18 protein-coding genes and 1 tRNA gene are annotated in these 17,061 nt (G+C 46.5%); 8 read left to right on the top strand and 11 right to left on the bottom strand.

Annotation, left to right across the window (positions count from 1 at the left end; all coding sequences use genetic code 11):
- Positions 1-896 precede the first annotated feature (896 nt).
- Entirely contained in the window at positions 897-2,510 is a 1,614-nt protein-coding gene (locus tag E7Z62_01795; protein ID MBE6521851.1) for a hypothetical protein, read from the top strand.
- 31 nt (positions 2,511-2,541) lie between these two features.
- Here the strand turns inward: E7Z62_01795 and E7Z62_01790 are convergent, their stop codons facing one another.
- Positions 2,542-3,114 (bottom strand): hypothetical protein, encoded by a 573-nt coding sequence (locus tag E7Z62_01790; GenBank protein MBE6521850.1) that lies wholly within the window; start codon positions 3,112-3,114, stop codon positions 2,542-2,544.
- 104 nt (positions 3,115-3,218) lie between these two features.
- Between E7Z62_01790 and E7Z62_01785 the strand changes: the two genes are divergently transcribed.
- From E7Z62_01785 to E7Z62_01770, 4 genes are all read left to right on the top strand, one after another.
- On the top strand, positions 3,219-3,494 hold the full coding sequence (locus tag E7Z62_01785; protein MBE6521849.1) for a hypothetical protein: 276 nt from the start codon (positions 3,219-3,221) through the stop codon (positions 3,492-3,494).
- A 165-nt stretch (positions 3,495-3,659) separates the two neighbouring features.
- Complete coding sequence (locus E7Z62_01780) at positions 3,660-5,150, top strand: SAM-dependent DNA methyltransferase (GenBank protein ID MBE6521848.1); 1,491 nt, start codon at positions 3,660-3,662, stop codon at positions 5,148-5,150.
- Positions 5,151-6,320, top strand: coding sequence for a hypothetical protein (locus E7Z62_01775; protein MBE6521847.1), 1,170 nt, complete (start codon positions 5,151-5,153; stop codon positions 6,318-6,320). It abuts the gene before it with no gap.
- A 9-nt stretch (positions 6,321-6,329) separates the two neighbouring features.
- Positions 6,330-9,161, top strand: a complete 2,832-nt coding sequence (locus tag E7Z62_01770) for a DEAD/DEAH box helicase (GenBank protein ID MBE6521846.1) — start codon at positions 6,330-6,332, stop codon at positions 9,159-9,161.
- On the opposite strand, the gene E7Z62_01765 is transcribed toward E7Z62_01770, so the two are convergent.
- The 7 genes from E7Z62_01765 to E7Z62_01735 all read right to left on the bottom strand — a co-directional run bounded on the left by E7Z62_01765 (position 9,162) and on the right by E7Z62_01735 (position 12,845).
- Entirely contained in the window at positions 9,162-10,106 is a 945-nt protein-coding gene (locus tag E7Z62_01765; protein MBE6521845.1) for a hypothetical protein, read from the bottom strand.
- A gap of 41 nt (positions 10,107-10,147) precedes the next feature.
- A complete protein-coding gene (locus tag E7Z62_01760) occupies positions 10,148-10,447 on the bottom strand; it encodes a hypothetical protein (protein MBE6521844.1) in 300 nt (99 codons plus the stop codon).
- On the bottom strand, positions 10,444-11,166 hold the full coding sequence (locus E7Z62_01755; GenBank protein ID MBE6521843.1) for a hypothetical protein: 723 nt from the start codon (positions 11,164-11,166) through the stop codon (positions 10,444-10,446). The genes E7Z62_01760 and E7Z62_01755 overlap by 4 nt, the downstream gene beginning before the upstream one ends.
- Positions 11,166-11,462 (bottom strand): hypothetical protein, encoded by a 297-nt coding sequence (locus E7Z62_01750; protein MBE6521842.1) that lies wholly within the window; start codon positions 11,460-11,462, stop codon positions 11,166-11,168. Before E7Z62_01750 ends, E7Z62_01755 begins: the two co-directional genes overlap by 1 nt.
- Positions 11,463-11,762, bottom strand: coding sequence for a hypothetical protein (locus E7Z62_01745; protein ID MBE6521841.1), 300 nt, complete (start codon positions 11,760-11,762; stop codon positions 11,463-11,465).
- Positions 11,762-12,088: a hypothetical protein gene (locus E7Z62_01740; GenBank protein MBE6521840.1), complete on the bottom strand. Its 327-nt coding sequence runs from the start codon at positions 12,086-12,088 to the stop codon at positions 11,762-11,764. Before E7Z62_01740 ends, E7Z62_01745 begins: the two co-directional genes overlap by 1 nt.
- Positions 12,089-12,548: 460 nt before the next feature.
- Complete coding sequence (locus E7Z62_01735) at positions 12,549-12,845, bottom strand: hypothetical protein (protein ID MBE6521839.1); 297 nt, start codon at positions 12,843-12,845, stop codon at positions 12,549-12,551.
- A 169-nt stretch (positions 12,846-13,014) separates the two neighbouring features.
- Between E7Z62_01735 and E7Z62_01730 the strand changes: the two genes are divergently transcribed.
- Positions 13,015-14,100: a site-specific integrase gene (locus tag E7Z62_01730; protein ID MBE6521838.1), complete on the top strand. Its 1,086-nt coding sequence runs from the start codon at positions 13,015-13,017 to the stop codon at positions 14,098-14,100.
- Between the two features lie 94 nt (positions 14,101-14,194).
- On the opposite strand, the gene E7Z62_01725 is transcribed toward E7Z62_01730, so the two are convergent.
- Positions 14,195-14,267 (bottom strand) — tRNA-Ala (locus E7Z62_01725).
- A gap of 242 nt (positions 14,268-14,509) precedes the next feature.
- On the opposite strand from E7Z62_01725, the gene E7Z62_01720 reads away from it, so the two are divergent.
- Together E7Z62_01720 and E7Z62_01715 are read left to right on the top strand one after the other, a co-directional pair.
- Positions 14,510-14,818, top strand: coding sequence for a hypothetical protein (locus E7Z62_01720; GenBank protein MBE6521837.1), 309 nt, complete (start codon positions 14,510-14,512; stop codon positions 14,816-14,818).
- A 42-nt stretch (positions 14,819-14,860) separates the two neighbouring features.
- Positions 14,861-15,157 (top strand): hypothetical protein, encoded by a 297-nt coding sequence (locus E7Z62_01715; GenBank protein ID MBE6521836.1) that lies wholly within the window; start codon positions 14,861-14,863, stop codon positions 15,155-15,157.
- A 265-nt stretch (positions 15,158-15,422) separates the two neighbouring features.
- On the opposite strand, the gene E7Z62_01710 is transcribed toward E7Z62_01715, so the two are convergent.
- Together E7Z62_01710 and tuf are read right to left on the bottom strand one after the other, a co-directional pair.
- A complete protein-coding gene (locus tag E7Z62_01710; protein ID MBE6521835.1) occupies positions 15,423-15,737 on the bottom strand; it encodes a 30S ribosomal protein S10 in 315 nt (104 codons plus the stop codon).
- An 11-nt stretch (positions 15,738-15,748) separates the two neighbouring features.
- Complete coding sequence (gene tuf / locus E7Z62_01705; GenBank protein MBE6521834.1) at positions 15,749-17,014, bottom strand: translation elongation factor EF-1 subunit alpha; 1,266 nt, start codon at positions 17,012-17,014, stop codon at positions 15,749-15,751.
- Positions 17,015-17,061: the final 47 nt, after the last annotated feature.

The following is a 17,061-nucleotide window of genomic DNA, read 5'->3' as shown; positions in this document are numbered from 1 at the left end:
GGAACGGAGTGCAAGCGAGGGGCCTATGCGGATGCGGCGAACGAGAGAACATCAAACAGGAAATGCGAGCCGCAAGACGCAATACGTCCCCGAGCGTTGAGTGAAGGGTGAGGTTTCAAAAAGCCCGGAAAAGGAGTCCATCCCGGTTGTCGTTTCATTTAGTCATATAAAATGGCCGTCGGTTTGCTCGCAAGATTGGAGTCAGAAGGTTGCCGGCTCGACCGCTTCATTGATAAAAGATCGGCAGATGACAATCATCCTCTACAGAACCTATACAGCATCAGTTTCAGTAACACCCTATCAAATGCTCTCGCCTTGCACTCGGTTTCAAATTTCAACAATGTTCTTTCTGTATAAGGACCACTTTTTCAACTTAAGATGAACATGTTGGCATGTGCTGCTGTTAAATGATTATTATCCTTTGTCAGCTTGTGAATTTGTTTTCTAATTATTGAAATAGTTCAACTATTATGCATAACTATGAAGACGGCTGTTAAAGCTACGATGCTGTTTGTATCGTTCTTATTAGTATCATCTATGTTCTTTGTTAGTGATGATCCTATTGATGCTGACGACATTGTTGTAGAACAGATAGGGTCTGGTGTGACTCTTACGTGGAATAAGATACGGGTGTTGCCGACATTACTACGACACAAGAGCAGGCCAGAACATATGATTATTCTGATGGCTCATCACCTCTATACAGGAAGAGTCTAACTAGTCTCAGGATTTCGGATGGAATCGTTTATCTTGGTAATTATCTCTTTCAGAGTACTAGTTTTGATGATTTCTTTATACCTTTTTCTATTCAGCAGATAGGCGAAGGAACCTTCAAATCATCCTCAATAACGTCTTTGGATCTACCTAACCTTGAATCAATTGGAAAAGATGCATTTATGGGTTCAGCTATTGTTTCAGTTAAATTATCTCCAAATACTACCAGCATAGGTGAAAGAGCATTTGCTGGTTCAAGTTTATCGAGTATTGATTTGAAATCTGTTAAGACTATAGGCGCACGTGCTCTTTCTCTTACTAATATTAGAACTCTAGATATCCCTTCAACTGTTGAAGTAATTCCTGAGAGTCTTTGTTGGCGTGCTACACAACTATATTCCGTTACTTTACATGACGGTCTGAAAAAAATAGATAATTTTGCCTTCCAAGAAGCTGGATTGATATCTATTTCTTTCCCGTCTACTTTGACTTACATAGGCACGGGTGCATTCATGAGTACTAAAATCACAGGCATGATAGCATACCCTCATTCGCTGACTCATCTAGATGGTATTGTTTTTGGCGACACTGGTGTCACTGGGTACAAATTCCCCGCTGGAATCAAAGAAGGCACTGCAATTGGCGGTTTTGGAAATGTGCATTTCTATAAGGATGGTGTAGAGTTAACGAATGTAGATTTGTATAATGGTGCTTTGTGGGGTAGAATATGGTCCGGAACAACTACTTCTATGACCTATCAAGGGGAGTATGTACCTACCTTTACTGTTTCATTTTCAGCTAATGGGGGTTCGTTGTCACCTCCTACATCATTCTCAGCATCTCCCGGAGATTCGTTTTCTGTTCCCAGTTATACAGGTACTAAAACAGGATATACCTTTGATTATTGGTCGTGCAGTGATGGTACCATTGCTTATCCTGGATCCACTAAGATTATGCCTTTTAGTGATCTTTTACTAACAGCACACTGGTCTGGAGCCAAGCATACTGTTTATTATGACGTCAATGGCGGTTCTTCAACGGTTCCATCGATAACTGTTTCTGAAGGTGAAGTCTTTTCTCTTCCATCATATTCTGGTACTAAGTCCGGATATTCTTTTGTCGGTTGGACATTAGGTTCAACAACGTATAATGTTGGTTATCGGATCACCATGGGTTCTTCTGATTTGACATTTGTTGCCAGTTGGAAATCGGTTCCTTCTCATACAGCTTATTTCGATGTTAATGGAGGTACTCCTTCTGTTCCTTCGTTAACAGTCTATGAGGGTAGCAATGCAAGTATTCCTTCTGTTTCCCCTACTAAAACGGGATATGATTTTGATGGTTGGACTTGTAATGGAAAGAAGTACTATCCTTCCAACGTTTTCACGATGGGTACTTCAGACATGTATTTCGTTGCTGACTGGGTAGAGCATGTTGTAACAACATACACCGTCAGTTATGATACTAAGGGTGGTTCTGATTCTGTGCCTTCTCAACATGTCCAATCTGGAAGTAAGTTTTCTGTTGCATATTATTATGGATCAAAAACAGGCTATACTTTTGACGGTTGGAGTTATGATAGTTCTATTTATTATCCAGGTTCTTTGATGACGATGGGTAATTCCGATATTACCTTCAAAGCTGTTTGGAAAGAAACACCACAACCTACTCCTTCCCCAGGATCCGATGTCATTGTCATTTTCGGGTTTGAATTGACTTATATGACTCTGACCCTGATTGGGATCATCGCCATTATGGGAATTGCATTAGTAATTCTTCTCATAAAGCGCAGATAAATAATACTGAGCGGGTGCTCCCGCTCAGTTTTTAACCTATAATTTTAAAAGTCAATTTTTTTCCATCGTAATAGTCCTGAATTTTACAGGGAACGCCTGATTCCATCACCCACATGCTATCTCCATTCCCTCCGAAGTGGTATGTCACCACTTTTTGTCCGTGATAGCTTCCATACTCCATGTCAGAGTATCTCGTATATGTTTTCAGATATGGGTTAGCTTCCTGTATGAGCTCATTGGTCTTTTTCATACCATATGGTGTCGGATCCATCGGAACCGGTTCTACGGGTTTGATGCTGTTAGGCTCCAGTACTACGGAAGCTCCCCCTACGTAAGTTTTTGACATATTGTATGACACAATGTTCCCGTTCGTGAATTTTATAGAGAGTGTTGCTTTGTATGCCGATCCATTCTCATTCCACGGGTCAGTTTCATATTGGTATGTTCCGTTAGCTGGATTAAAACTTCTTTCAGTCGATGTTTTGCTGCTACCGTTGTTGCTACTGTTATTGTTATCATTGTCTGAGGATTGTAATGCATAGATTCCAACTCCCGCGACTACTATAGCAACTACAATAATTGCAATTGTCGTGCTTGCTTTCATTCTATCTAATAGTTAATTGCAGTTTTACTGATAAAAATTTAGGGTTTTTAAACCCTAAAAAATCAGGAACTCTTTATTAACTTCATACAACCCATATGTATTCCATGTCTGACAACATCATTGACAAGGACAAGGAATGGCTTAAAGAGAGAATAGAGAGAGGCATCGACGGTTTCATCGACTGCGAGAGAGTATATCTCACCACTCTATTGATGAAGTACGTCTACGAGGACATCTTCCTCAGCGGCTGCTCTATCAACAGCCGCGACGAGGCCACCTCAGAAGCAATCCTTCAGATCAGGGTCCCTCTTCCGGATCCCGATACATGCGCAGAGCTAGTAGACGGATTGAAGCCGGTGAGCATCTTTACAGAGCACTGATCGGCTGTAGATCCGGCATGTAGCGCAAACACTTTCATGCCTGCCTGAATTCAGGTGGGCATATTCTTATTCGATGCATTGTCTCGTTTAATCCAAATATGTAAACCCTGATTCCCCTTTGCTAACTGTCATGGAAGGGGTTATTTGTCGGGTCTTTCAACAGAGATGAAGAATAGTGTCAAGAAGCTTTGGGATCTTTTCTGGGCCGGAGGTAGTGACACTGAATCAGTTTCCATCATAGAACAGATCACTTATCTGATGTTCATTCACGATCTGGACGATATGGATATCGATGGAATCGAGACATCAAATCTGTTGGGAATCCCTTACGAGAGCAAGTTTGTCGGTTCTTTTTCCTCTGAGGAGAACAATATAGTCTGGGATAAGCATGATTTCAAATGGTCCGTTTTCAAGGATATGAATCCTGAAAGAATGTTCGCGACCGTCAGAGACGGTGTATTTCCATTCATTAAGACACTTCATGGTGAGAAGGATAGTGCATTCAGCAAGTTCATGGCGGATGCCAAGTTCACCATCCCTAACCCCGTTATGTTCACCCGTGTCGTCGACAATCTCGATGAAATCTATGAGATAATAGAGCGTGAGAACAACAATGATGTCAGAGGAGACCTCTATGAGTATCTGCTCGGAGAACTATCAACGCAGAAGAAAAACGGTCAGTTCAGGACACCAAGGCACATCATTCGCCTCATGGTCGATCTCATGCAACCGAATACGGACGATGTAATCGCCGATCCTGCATGTGGAACCGGTGGTTTCCTCATCACTGCTGCGGAATATCTTACTGAACACCATCAGGATAAGCTTCGTGAGGACTCGGTTCTTTACCATTACAATAATTCGATGTTCTCCGGTTTTGACAAGGATCCGCATATGATCAGGATTGCCGCAATGAATATGATGTTGCATAGGATCGAGAATCCAGACATAGTTCACAGGAACAGTCTCGAGGATGATTATGTTATCGATGATAAGTATTCGCTCATACTTGCGAATCCGCCTTTCACCGGTAAGATCACAGACAAAATCTTGGTTAAACCCGATCTTCTTACTATAACTGATTGTACAAAAACTGAACTTCTTTTCCTTTCTCTTATGGTTAAGTTGCTGAGAGTGGGCGGTAGGTGTGCGGTCATTGTTCCTGAAGGTGTTTTATTCTGGGAAACAAAGGCCGCAATATCGATTAAAAAAGAAATTGTTGATAAAAATCAATTAATTGCTGCAATTACTTTGCCGAAAGGAGTTTTTCTTCCATATTCAGATGTTTCTACATCTATTCTAATTTTCAATAAGACTGGTTGTGGAGGTACAGACAAGGTATGGTTTTATAATATGGAATCTGACGGTTTTACTCTAGATACAAGACATGATCCTATTGATGATAATGATATTCCTGATGTCTTAAATCGTTATTTTAATCTTGATAATGAAGTCGGTAGAACTAGATTAGATAAATCATTCATGGTATCGAAAGATGAGATTGTGGAGCATAATTATAACTTGACTTTTAAGGAATACAAGGAGATCGTCATTAAAGAGATTCAGTATAGGCCACCTTCAGAGATTCTTGATGATATTATTTCGAATACTGAAAAGACTATCCAATCGTTAAAACAGTTCAAGGATTTGATCTGAATGACATCGGTATCTGGTTCTATTGTTCTTTTAAAGCCATATGTTGTTGCTGATAATATTAGAAATAAATCTGATGATGAGATTCCAGTATATAGTGTAACTCGCGATAGAGGTTTTTGTACTTCGTTTTTTGATAAAGATATGTCTAGCGATGACAAGACAACTTATAAGATAGTCCCTAGAGGTCATTTTGCTTACAATCCTCTAAGAGCAAATGTTGGCTCCTTAGGTTATCAAAATGTTATGGATAGGGTTTTGGTCAGTTCCCGTTATGTAGTTTTTAAACTCACAGGTGATGAAATCTATCCAGAATATTTAGAATTACTTTTAAAAAGCGATCTTTATTTGCAGATTATAGACGCGATATGCAGAGGATCTGTTAGACCTGAGCTTACCATATATCTTTTACAAAAAATCCCTATTAGGTTGTATAGTGTCGATATTCAAAAAAAGTTTGTTGAGAATATTAATAAAATAACTGATATGATCGAACGGTATGACACGTTAATTGGCCTTTACGATGAATTAATAAAATCCAAATTTAATGAGTTGTTCGGAGATCCGTTTTTCTTTCCTAAATACTCTCCCAAACCATTTATGGAATGTATGGTTTTTAATCCGAGTAAATCAGAAATTAATCATTTGGATGACGAAATTCTTGTTTCTTTTGTTCCGATGGAAAATATTGGTTCCAATGGCGTCATTAGTCTTAATGATGTTAAACAATTAGGTGAAGTCCGTGAAGGTTATTCTTACTTTAGAGATGGGGATGTTATTTTTGCTAAAATAACGCCTTCTTTTGAGAATGGTAAAGTTGCAATTGCAGATGGCTGTACAAATGGTTTAGCATTTGGTACGACTGAAATCCATGTTTCTCGTCCCATCCCCGGCGTTTCTAATGCGGTATGGCTTAAATATCTTCTTAAGTCAGATACTCTTAGACAATTGGCTTCCAATAAGATGAAAGGTACTGCCGGTCAGCAGAGAATACAACAGTCATTTTTTGAAAAATTGTCTATTGGACTTCCACCTATTCCGATTCAGGAATCTTTTGCTGCATTTGTCCAGCAGATTGAGAAGATGAAAAATGATGTGATTAATCAGCGTAATAATTTAATTCAATTATCAAAATCCATTCAACAAGAGTATTTCTCTTTGAAGAAAGGATGAGGTGTTCAGATGGGTAATTCATACGGTCCACTCAGTTATCTTGTGTTCACTGAGAAGGATACTCGTGATAATTTCATCGATAAGATGCTATCCGAACAAGGATGGAAACTTCATGAGAACTATGAGATTGAGTCCAGGGTTTCTGGTAATAGTACCCAATCAGGTATTGGATTCTCCGATTATGTTCTCTATGACAAGGACCACACTGTTCTTGCCGTGGTAGAGGCCAAACGTACATCCATAAATCCCGAAGCTGGCTTGTTGCAGGCCCAGGAGTATGCTGACTATTATCAATCACATGATTCAGCCAATCGCCGTCCAGTGGTCTTTCTGACCAATGGTGTCAAACTTATGATTCTCGACAACATTTCTTTGCGCCCTATACACGGTTTCTATTCACAATCAGATCTTCATACCTATCATGAATTATCCCGGTACAGGGCTGATTCATTGACTTCTGCTGAGATCAAGGAATCTATTGCTGGACGCCCTTATCAGATACAGGCTATCAAACATGTCAAGAGACAATATTCTGAGGGGAGACGCAAAAATCTCCTTATCATGGCTACCGGATCTGGTAAGACCCGTGTGGCCGCATCCATCTCCGACATCTTTCTTAATTATGGTTGGGCCAAGAATGTCCTCTTTTTCGCAGATAGGAAGAAGCTTGTAACTCAGGCGTACGGTACCTTTGATTCAAATCTACATTCTTACGATCCTACTATGGTCTATGGGGATAATCCCTCGCCTAATTATAAGTCAAGGATTGTCATTTCGACCTATCCTTCGATGGCGTCTCTTCTCAATAGGGATGGTGCTACAGGCCGCATCTATTCCCCTGGTCATTTCCAATTGGTCATTCTTGATGAGGTCCACCGTTCAGTCTATGAGAAATACAGGGCGGTCTTCGAGTATTTCGATGCGTATGTACTCGGTCTCACAGCCACTCCCAGGAACAGTCTTGACGAGATATCCACTTTCGAGCTTTTCGATATCGACGATAGATCCTCGGTATATGAGTACAGCTATGACGAGGGTGTTAAGCAGGGGGTCCTCAAACCTTTCAATCTTACCGACGTTGATATGAAGTTCAATCGCGAAGGGATTAGATTCTCCGACCTCACTCTGCAGGAACAGGAACGGTTCAAGTATGAATTCATGGATGAGAATGGTATCGTTCCGGACTTCATACCGCCTCAGAGTTTCTATAGGAAGGTCATCAGCCGCGATTCAATCCGTAAGGTGATACAGACCCTGTGGGAAAAAGGAATCCGCGTCGATGAGGGGGCAACTCTTGGTAAGACGATCATATTCGCTACAACTCATCAGCATGCCGAGGCCATCAGGGACGAATTCTATGCCATGCTTCCCAACCAAGATAAGGATGCCTGTGTCGTCATCGATTATAAGACCAGTTCAGGATCGTCCAGAAGAAGGGAGTCTCCTGATTCGTTGATGAAGAAGTTCGAGGATAAGGACAGCACGACCCGTATCGCGATATCGGTCGATATGCTTGACACTGGTGTTGACATACCTTGCATCCTCAATCTGGTATTCTTCAAACCCATCTATAGCAGGATAAAGTTCTGGCAGATGATAGGTCGCGGAACCAGGCCTTGTGATGACCTTATCGACGGTATGCCGAAGGACCATTTCCAGATCTTCGATTTCTGTGGTAATTTCGAATATTTCGATGAGCATCCAGAAGGTGTGGAACCACCGAGCAGTATCTCTGTTTCCAAAGCCCTTTTCATCCAGAGATCCAAGATGATTATCAAACTGCAATCCGGCCAGTTCAGCAGCCCAGAATATGCCAAGATGCGTTCAGATCTGGTCAATGATGAATTGTCAGATGTCAGAGGCATTTGCCTAAATAATTTCGACATTGGTCTCGATAGGGCATTCATCCAGCAGTTCTCGGATGAAAGCTCTTTCCAGATGCTTACGGATGATGATTTGGACATTCTGACCGACCATGTCGCATCTCATATCGAGTGCAAACAGGACGATGTCAACAAGTTGAGGTTCGACAATCTGATGATGTCTATCTGCAATTTCGTTTCGGACGGTATCGTTCCAAGGAAGCATATTTCCGATCTCGTCAGAAAGGCTAGCTATCTCTATAACCGGTGCTATACGCTAGCTAATGTCAAGAGCCATGATGCGACCATTCGCAGGTGTATGGATCGCGATTATCTTGTCTCCTGTTCCGTCATGGATTTTGAGAAGATCCGTCAGGAGTTACGCGACCTCATGAATCTAATCGAGAAGGAGGAGAAGATGTATACGACAAATCTCTCTGACGACATAAGATCCATAGAGGACAAAGGGTTCGAGCTACCCGAGTTCCAATACACCGATTACAAGAAGAAGGTGAGGAATCTTATCGAATCCCATATGGATTATATCGCAATTCAGAAAATACATACCAACCAGCCTTTGGATGGGGAGGATCTCCAGGAGCTTGAGGATATCCTCTGGACAGATCCCGAATCCAAATCCGAGTTCGAGTTAGAATTCAAGGATGTATCGGTCAAGCTTCTAGTTCGCCAGATTGTAGGTCTGGATAGGGAGGCTGCCTACAAGATATTCGCAAAATACCTGTCTTTATCGGATCTCAGCGACAGTCAGATGTATTTCCTCAACGAGATCATCGAGCACGTTGTCATGTATGGTGTCGTTGACAAGAAGAAATTGTCAGGCAAGCCCTTCATCAATAAAGGTAGTATCAATCAGATATTCAAGGAGGATCATGATGTCCTCGATAACATACTTAAGGCGGTTCAGGAGATCAACATCAATGTTGATTATGACGGTACATCGCCTTTGGTCGAAGTGTGATTATTCATCTTCATAATCTCCTCTTTTAACGTTCACCTTCTTCTTTGCAGGCGTCTTCCTGTCCCACATATAACTGCTGCAGCACACCTGTCCGCTGTTCTTCCAGCATTCGGAATCCTTGTCCCTGTTGGAGGATTTCTTTCTTAGACATGTCTTGCAGCACTCCTCCACCGGATACATCGCAAGGTTCCTCAGTGCGGGGACGTCGTAAGACAATTGCAGTTGGATGCCGATCCTCTCGGCGCATTCGCATATCTGGTTGAACTGCTCGTTCGGTACCATTCCGTTGGGGATGTCTCCCTTCAGACTGATCTTCTTCGCATCTTCCACTGATATGTTTCTGGAAAATGGTCTCAGAGCCGGTGTTCCATACACGTATTCCTTTCTCCAGGCCATCATATCTCTCGGAAGCTGGTGCTTGTAGCATTCGATTGCGAAGTGTTCAAGATCCATCGTTGGGTTGTAGGGATGCAGGTTGTATCTGTCGATCTCCTCATTAGAATGTATCTCTGCGAGATACTCTCCAGAATCGAGTTTGATATGCAGTGTATCGTTATCTATCCATGCCTCCTTCAGAGGCTCGTAGATCCATTCGCGTATCTGCTTCCCATCGAGGTAATGCCACTTGTACGGATGCGGGTCGATGCAGTCCATCACCTCTCCCGTGGACTTCACCATCTTTTTCATACCTATCCCCCTCTGCATCCAGATGCAGGCATCCCAGTCCTTGAATCTGGACTCATAGGAACGGGTATGGTCCACTTCAAGGCATCTCAGCCATGAGCCCTTCCCCGAGGGCATCCTGTTCAGATCCTCGACTATGGCCTCTGCATCCATCCTGTAGATTCCCTTGTGGGTCCCGTCATAGTCTTCCAGCCATTTCGGTTCCGATGATACTGGGATGTCGTCGAATGCGAACAGTGTCAATTGCTTTGCAGCGTTCATCTTATCACCCTGTAAATGGGGCCTTTCGGCCCCTTCGGAGGTCAGTACTCCTCTGGTGTCAGGATGGTCGTGACCGACCTGTCACATTCGGTTATGATGTAGATCTTTCCGAAGTCGGTCTCGTATGAGCTGAAGAGGTTGTCATAGGTGAATCCCTTCTCCTTCTCCTCATCCAGGGAGTCCTGGTTGAGCTGCTTGTCGTCGTCGCACAGGTCTCCCCAGTCTCCCTGGCAGTGCCTGTCCAGGCAATTCTGGATGGTCTCAATCGCCTGGGATCCGAGTTCCATTATCTCTCTGATTCCTGGTGTGGTTACAACTGGTCCAGTCTCGAAGAGGCTCATGCGATCACCTCCTTGGTGGAATCCACGGAGACATGTCCTCTCATATCATCAGGGACCAGTATCGACTCCCTTCCGTCCTTCCACTGGAATCTGGGAAGCGTCTGTTCCTCTCCGTTCATCTCCACGATGAGTTCCATGAACGGTTTGTCGACGACTTTGAGGATATTGTCAGGCTGCCTCTCGTTCCGAGAGTAGTAGGATCCGATCTTGAATCCGGTGCATCCCAACCCTTCCTCTTTCCTCTTGTTCATCTCGTAGGAGTAGTTCCAACAGACGTCGGAGATCGTCCTTCCGTGATGCATCAAGCAGTCGATCATATCTCCGCCTAACTGCTGGTTCTCGGGCTGTTCCTTGTCCAGATAATGGAGGAACTCGCACAGTCCGTACTCGTTCTGCTCCCAGGTTGAATCGTAGAATCTCCTTCCCACGATCTTCCAGTCCTTGATCAGGTAGACTCCGTTGTCTCCGTTGTCCATGTCCAGACACTTGATGTCGTCTATTCCCACAGAGCATCCGTCTGCTCCCATGAAGTTACCGATCACCTGAGTCAATCTGGCCCATCCGTAATCGTCGTTCTCCGGTCTCCTGAAGGCCCTCAGCCTGCAGTACTCCAGGAATCCCTGAACGCTGTCGCGTCCTCCGTTCCAGTGCAGATAGATTCCGAGTCCGGACCTCTTCTCGAAGTTCTCTTCGGTCGTGATGACGGCTCTGTTCCCCATCAGATCACCCCGTTCATCTTCGCTTCCGCCATGAACATGGCGTAGTTCTCGTAGTCGGGTGTGCTCATCAGGATGTCAAGCACTTCCTTCCTGTCCGCGAACATCCCTCTGAAGGGTTCGTCCGGGCACATGATGACCGGCTTCCTTTTCGACTTCCTCACGGTCGCGACGATCGCGGGGATTCCCATTCTGTGTTCTTTGTCGGTCTTCCTGATGACCAGTCTGTATCCTGTGTACTGGTCCTGGTCGATCCTGAGGTTCTCGCTGTTCAGAACAGCGATCTGCCAGTCCTGCATTCAGGCCACCCCCTCATTGCTTGCGAGCATGTCCTTTACGGTCAGGATCCCGAGGGCGTTCAGCCTGTAGCACATCCTTTGTGCGTATGCCCTTTTAGGGCTGGCAGTCACATGCCTCTGGAGGTGGTACACGAATCCCTTCTCCTCCAGCTTCTTGATCTCTACGGCCACGTGACTCCTGGAGATCCCGATCGCTTCCGCGATGCCGTCCTGAGTTGTCTTATACGGCATCTCGTATGTGTTCCCGATTCCCAGTTGTCCGTACAGATGGATCAGGATCTGCTCCTGTCTGGTGGTCATCAGTAACACCTCGCAAGGCCTTCTTCGGTGTAGTTGCCGTCCTCGTCCAGGGGGTAGACGTAGGGCTGATCGTCCTCGATCATGAATCCGAGGTGTCCGTTCCCGCATTCGCGTATCCATGCCGCGAGGAATGCGATCTCTCTGTAGTCCCTCTCATCCAGCATCCTCTGGAGATCCCAGTGGTCCCATCCGTAATCGAGGATCTCGACGATGTCCTCGACGCGGAGCCTGTCCAACTCCGCCTCTCCTTTCAGAATCTTGAAGTCGTTTGAGAAGTCGTTTCCTAAGGGGTTTATCTGGTTTCCGTGTTCATTCTCTTTGAACATTTCTTTCAACCCTGGGCTTTCTTCGAAACCCAAGCGGTACGGAAGGAGGGCCGCATGCACGTAGCTTAACATTGAAAATGGAAAGCCCGATGATGCGGCCCGATATCAGCGAAGGGTGGAGAAGAAAAAGCACGGGGTTGTTTCATATCCATCGATCTCTATTCGTATCCATGGTCACCGAATTGTTGGATAGGGATGTGCCGGAATGCGTCCAAGCTCTCTGCAAGGATCTCAGGTGCGATTTCATGGTCTACTTCTGCACACATGATGGCTCCGATGTGTTCTATCCCGATTTCCTTCCGGAGAATCATGAGTTCGGCCGCCTTCAATAGATAATATAGAAGGATGGCAGACTGAAGGAGATCCACGGCACCGAGGCTTTGTACTTCAGAAAGATGTGCTTCGACGAATGCCCTGCGTTGTACGATGACCCGGAAGACGACGAGTGATTCCTGTACGTTCACTCTCTGATGGCGTCCTGGATGGTCCTCAGGCACTCTGCGACCTTCTTCCCCTTCGCGGTGGTCTGCAGCTTCTTCGTCGGCTTTCCGTTGACGTTCATGTACCTGACGTAGCCCATCGTAATTAGATATTGTATGCGCGAGTAGATCGTGTTCCTCTTAGGATCCGTATCCGCCGCGATGTCCGATTTGATGCTGCCCGGATACTCGTCGATCATCAGGAGGCAGTACATGGCGTACCTCTGCTCGAGATCCAAGAAGGTGTCCTGCTCGATGATGCGTCCCTCTCCGGTCATTTCGGTCACAATGTGCCTTATTACCTACATCTTTTAAATCGTTTCCTATAACATATGTGTTTATTCCTCCAATACTTGAACAATTTTACAACTACTTTTAACAGTATTCCGTCAAAAGTTGGGAGAAAATTAAATACACGAACGCCATAACGAGGGATAGAGAGGAACGGTGAAGGATACCGGACCCCTCGCAAGGAAGAAACAAATAGGAGGCAAGATAGGAATGGGAAAGTATCCGTTCAAGGACTTCGCGGAAGAGTATCTGCAGAAGGCGAAGACGTCGTTCACCGACGAGACCTACAGGAACCGCGAGAGGAGATACCGCAGGATGAACGCGTTCGTCGTGGACCTCAGGGAGAGGAAGCTCATATCGACATCCTCACCCAAGCAGTTCACGGAGAAGGACATCGAGGTCATCCTCAGGGAGGACTCTCAGCATCACAGCCCCGCCGACATGGCGCATGAGATCAACGCTCTGAACAAGCTGTGCAAGTTCTGCGGCAACTACGTCGTGGAGCCGTGTCTGGATCGCAACCCGGAGCTCAGACCGAAGAATAAGAGCGGCAAGCGCAAGTCCTCTATGTCCGACGAGACCTACCAGGCGATTCTCCAGAGGGGACTGACCGTGGATCCCGCGGACTTCAACCGCGTAAGGGCTTACGCATTGGTGCTCCTGTGCATAGACACCGGCACCAGGAACAAGGAGATCCGTCTGGCTGAGGTCAGCGATATCGATACCCGGGCATGGACCTTCGACATCGTGCATGTCAAGGGAGAGGCATCCTATGGGGAGGAGCGCATCGTTCCGATCCGCGAGGAGATCAGGCCCGTGGTCAAGAGATATCTCGAGGCCCGCACCAAGTGGATCTTCGACAACCACTGCCCCTCCAAGGCCCTGTTCCCGTCCAACTCCAAGCAGAGCAAGGACGGCTTCATGTGCGGTAACTCGCTGCGCAGGATGAAGGAGATCGTCGAGCAGGATCTACAGATCCGCTTCGAGCTCCGCGAATGCCGCAGGACCTTCGGGCAGAGATACATCGACCAGAACCTCGAACTGACCTCCGTAAGCGTTCTCATGGGCCACGCATCGACGAGGACCACCGAGAAGTACTACGGCAGGCAGAAGAACATCATGGCGATTGAGAAGGCCCGCAGGACATGGTCTTCCGGCTCTGATGAAACCCCTTCCGAAAACCCCCTTCCCCCCTCCGGAGAGGGGAGTTACGACAACGAGCGGACAATGGGCCAACTGTGACTGGTGGACAGGCACGGAAAAAAGGTGGACAGAACCGCAAAAATGGTGGACAAGCCAGAAAGTCGATTTTGATGATCTGGGTGGACAAAGAAAGTGGACAGTGTGGGATTTGAACCCACGACCTCCTGCTTGCAAAGCAGGCGATCTTCCAGCTGATCTAACTGCCCAGTAAACCCCCCTATTTGAATATTGAATATAAACCTTATGGTAGGAGTTAAAACGAAGATTATGTGAGCGAAAAACAATCCAGATTCACAGAGGCCTGTAGGAGAAACCAGAAGGCCCCGAACATATAAACCGGCGGTAACTCCGCCACCCTTTCCCACTCTTCCGTGGATTCCAGCAATAGTCTTTTAAACTGATTATGTAGTCAAAATGATTGAAATAAGAAAGACCTGAAGGTGTAATTATGAACAATGCCACTTACACGATGAGGATGCCCTCGAACTACGTCGAAATGAGCTCTTCCGAGATGGAATACGACGGAGGATGGAGCTGGAATAAGGCCTTCTTCACAGCCGCAATCGTAGGGGCAGTCATAGCAGGGGTAGGGGCGATAGTCCTAACCGGAGGTGCGGCAGCATTCGTTATGGCGGGAGGGGCCACATGTACGCTTGCAGGCCCGAGTACCGCAATGGGTATCGGTGCGGCGATATTAGGCGTAGGAAGTACCGTTTCGATAGGGTCCGTTGGAGGCTTCTTGTTCACCTCAGAATAAGTCTGTATAAACACAATTCAGAAAGATCAAGGAAGCACTGGGATGACATATGCTACTGAAGGATTGAAAATGCCCACGAACTATGTGGACATGTCTTCAACTGAAATGGAATTCGACGGAGGATGGAGCTGGAAGAAGTTCTTCGTCGGCGTAGCCATAGCGGGTGCGTTCATCGCCCTCGGCGGAATAGGTGGAGTAGTCGGAGGCCTCATAGCTGGGAGCGGAGCCTTTGTATTTGGATCCGGCTTAGCAGTCGCCGGTGGTTTTGGGGTCGCCTTCGTTGGATGCTTCGGAATGGCAGCATGCAACGAAACGTCCGACAACTCGCAATCACAGTGATCCATATAGCATTCATCAGAGCAGAAAGTCTAGCAATTCCTAGAAACTCAAACTCATTGATTGGCGGGAGCATGTCTCCGCCACCTTCCTCAACTTTTGACTTTGCGTATATTACCAACTGTTCCTACAAAATCCTCTTTTTCAGAACTATAACCGAGACTCACGGACTGCTAACTAAGGAAGTAGATCTCAGACAGAAAGCATCAATGAAAATGTTAATAGAAGAATTAATGAGGGGGTTTCCCCCCTCTTTAGGGTTTATTGTTCAAGCACTGCGAAGCACAATCTCAATGTTGACTCCATCGGGAACCTGGATCCTCATGAGCTGCCTAAGGGCACGCTCGTCGGCGTCCAGATCGATGAGCCTCTTGTGAATGCGCATCTCCCAGCGATCCCAAGTCTCGCTTCCCTCTCCGTCAGGTGATTTCCTGCAGGGAACCTTCAGCTTCTTTGTGGGAAGCGGTACGGGTCCACGGATGTCGACGCCAGTCCTCTGGGAGATTCCCTTGATCTGGGCGCAGACACTGTCGACCTTTGCGGGGTCGGTTCCGCTGAGAGAGATTCTTGCGCGCTGTGACATCGGAATCACTTTCAAGCCTTTTGGACTTCAATGCACATTCCGGCAGCGACAGTCTGTCCCATGTCACGGATAGCGAACCTTCCGAGTGGCGGGAAGTCCTTTGCGGTCTCGACGACCATGGGCTTTGTGGGCTCGACCTTGACGACTGCGATGTCTCCGGTCTTCAGGAAGTCAGGGTGCTCCTGCTTTGCCTGTCCAGACTTGGGGTCGATGGTCTTGATGAGCTCAACGAACCTGCATGCGGTCTGGGTGGTGTGGCAGTGGAATACAGGGGTGTATCCGACTGTGATGACGGAGGGGTGGTTGAGGACGACGATCTGTGCTGTGAATGTCTTAGCAACAGACGGAGGGTTGTCGAGAGGTCCTGCGACGTCTCCCCTCTTGATGTCGTTCTTTGCGACTCCACCGACGTTGAATCCAACGTTGTCTCCGGGAAGTGCCTGGGGCAGCTGCTCGTGGTGCATCTCGATGGTCTTGACCTTACCCTTGACGTTGGAAGGGTTGAAGATGACATCCATGTTGGGCTTCAGGACACCAGTCTCGACACGTCCGACAGGGACGGTTCCGATACCGGTGATGGTGTAGACATCCTGAACGGGAAGCCTGAGGGGCTTCTCGGTGTGCTTCTCGGGAACCTTGAGGTTGTCGAGAGCTGCGATGAGTGTGGGTCCCTTGTACCAGGGGGTGTTGGGGGATGCAACTTTGATGTTGTCTCCCTCGTATGCGGAGACGGGGATGAAGGGAACTTCATCGGTCTTGACTCCGACCATCTTCATCAGCTTGGTCATTGCCTCTTTGGCCTCGTTGTACTTGGCCTCATCGTACTTGACTGCATCCATCTTGTTGATGGCGACGATGATCTGCCTGACACCGAGTGTGGTTGCGAGGAAGACGTGCTCCTTTGTCTGAGCCTGGGGTCCCTCGATAGCGGAACAGGTGATGATTGCTGCATCTGCCTGGGATGTTCCAGTGATCATGTTCTTGACGAAGTCGCGGTGTCCAGGGGCGTCGATGACGGTGAAGTAGTACTTGTCGGTGTAGAACTTCTTGTGAGCAACATCGATAGTAACTCCTCTCTCCCTCTCTTCCTTGAGTCCATCCATGACCCATGCGAAGTAGAAAGATCCCTTTCCCTTCTCTTCTGCCTCTTTCTTGTACTTCTCCACAAGGTGGGGGTCGATTGCACCGGTCTCGAGCAGGATCCTTCCTGTGAGGGTGGATTTTCCGTGGTCGACGTGTCCGATGATGACCAGATTCATGTGTTCTTTCTCTGCCATATTTGTTCCTCCAATGGAATCTTATATTATGCGTAAACTAGTTTCAT

It is taken from the genome of Thermoplasmata archaeon, from assembly GCA_015063285.1.
Classification (GTDB): domain Archaea; phylum Thermoplasmatota; class Thermoplasmata; order Methanomassiliicoccales; family Methanomethylophilaceae; genus Methanoprimaticola.
Note: the sequence above shows the minus strand (reverse complement) of the source record. Positions and strands in the feature narration are given on the sequence as shown.

Bases quoted from the DNA above. Each gene is read 5' to 3' on its own strand.
- E7Z62_01795 (MBE6521851.1), top strand. From the start codon at position 897: ATGGGTTCAGCTATTGTTTCAGTTAAATTATCTCCAAATACTACCAGC.
- E7Z62_01790 (MBE6521850.1), bottom strand. From the start codon at position 3,114: ATGAAAGCAAGCACGACAATTGCAATTATTGTAGTTGCTATAGTAGTC.
- E7Z62_01785 (MBE6521849.1), top strand. From the start codon at position 3,219: ATGTCTGACAACATCATTGACAAGGACAAGGAATGGCTTAAAGAGAGA.
- E7Z62_01780 (MBE6521848.1), top strand. From the start codon at position 3,660: ATGAAGAATAGTGTCAAGAAGCTTTGGGATCTTTTCTGGGCCGGAGGT.
- E7Z62_01775 (MBE6521847.1), top strand. From the start codon at position 5,151: ATGACATCGGTATCTGGTTCTATTGTTCTTTTAAAGCCATATGTTGTT.
- E7Z62_01770 (MBE6521846.1), top strand. From the start codon at position 6,330: ATGGGTAATTCATACGGTCCACTCAGTTATCTTGTGTTCACTGAGAAG.
- E7Z62_01765 (MBE6521845.1), bottom strand. From the start codon at position 10,106: ATGAACGCTGCAAAGCAATTGACACTGTTCGCATTCGACGACATCCCA.
- E7Z62_01760 (MBE6521844.1), bottom strand. From the start codon at position 10,447: ATGAGCCTCTTCGAGACTGGACCAGTTGTAACCACACCAGGAATCAGA.
- E7Z62_01755 (MBE6521843.1), bottom strand. From the start codon at position 11,166: ATGGGGAACAGAGCCGTCATCACGACCGAAGAGAACTTCGAGAAGAGG.
- E7Z62_01750 (MBE6521842.1), bottom strand. From the start codon at position 11,462: ATGCAGGACTGGCAGATCGCTGTTCTGAACAGCGAGAACCTCAGGATC.
- E7Z62_01745 (MBE6521841.1), bottom strand. From the start codon at position 11,762: ATGACCACCAGACAGGAGCAGATCCTGATCCATCTGTACGGACAACTG.
- E7Z62_01740 (MBE6521840.1), bottom strand. From the start codon at position 12,088: ATGTTCAAAGAGAATGAACACGGAAACCAGATAAACCCCTTAGGAAAC.
- E7Z62_01735 (MBE6521839.1), bottom strand. From the start codon at position 12,845: ATGACCGGAGAGGGACGCATCATCGAGCAGGACACCTTCTTGGATCTC.
- E7Z62_01720 (MBE6521837.1), top strand. From the start codon at position 14,510: ATGAACAATGCCACTTACACGATGAGGATGCCCTCGAACTACGTCGAA.
- E7Z62_01715 (MBE6521836.1), top strand. From the start codon at position 14,861: ATGACATATGCTACTGAAGGATTGAAAATGCCCACGAACTATGTGGAC.
- E7Z62_01710 (MBE6521835.1), bottom strand. From the start codon at position 15,737: ATGTCACAGCGCGCAAGAATCTCTCTCAGCGGAACCGACCCCGCAAAG.
- tuf (MBE6521834.1), bottom strand. From the start codon at position 17,014: ATGGCAGAGAAAGAACACATGAATCTGGTCATCATCGGACACGTCGAC.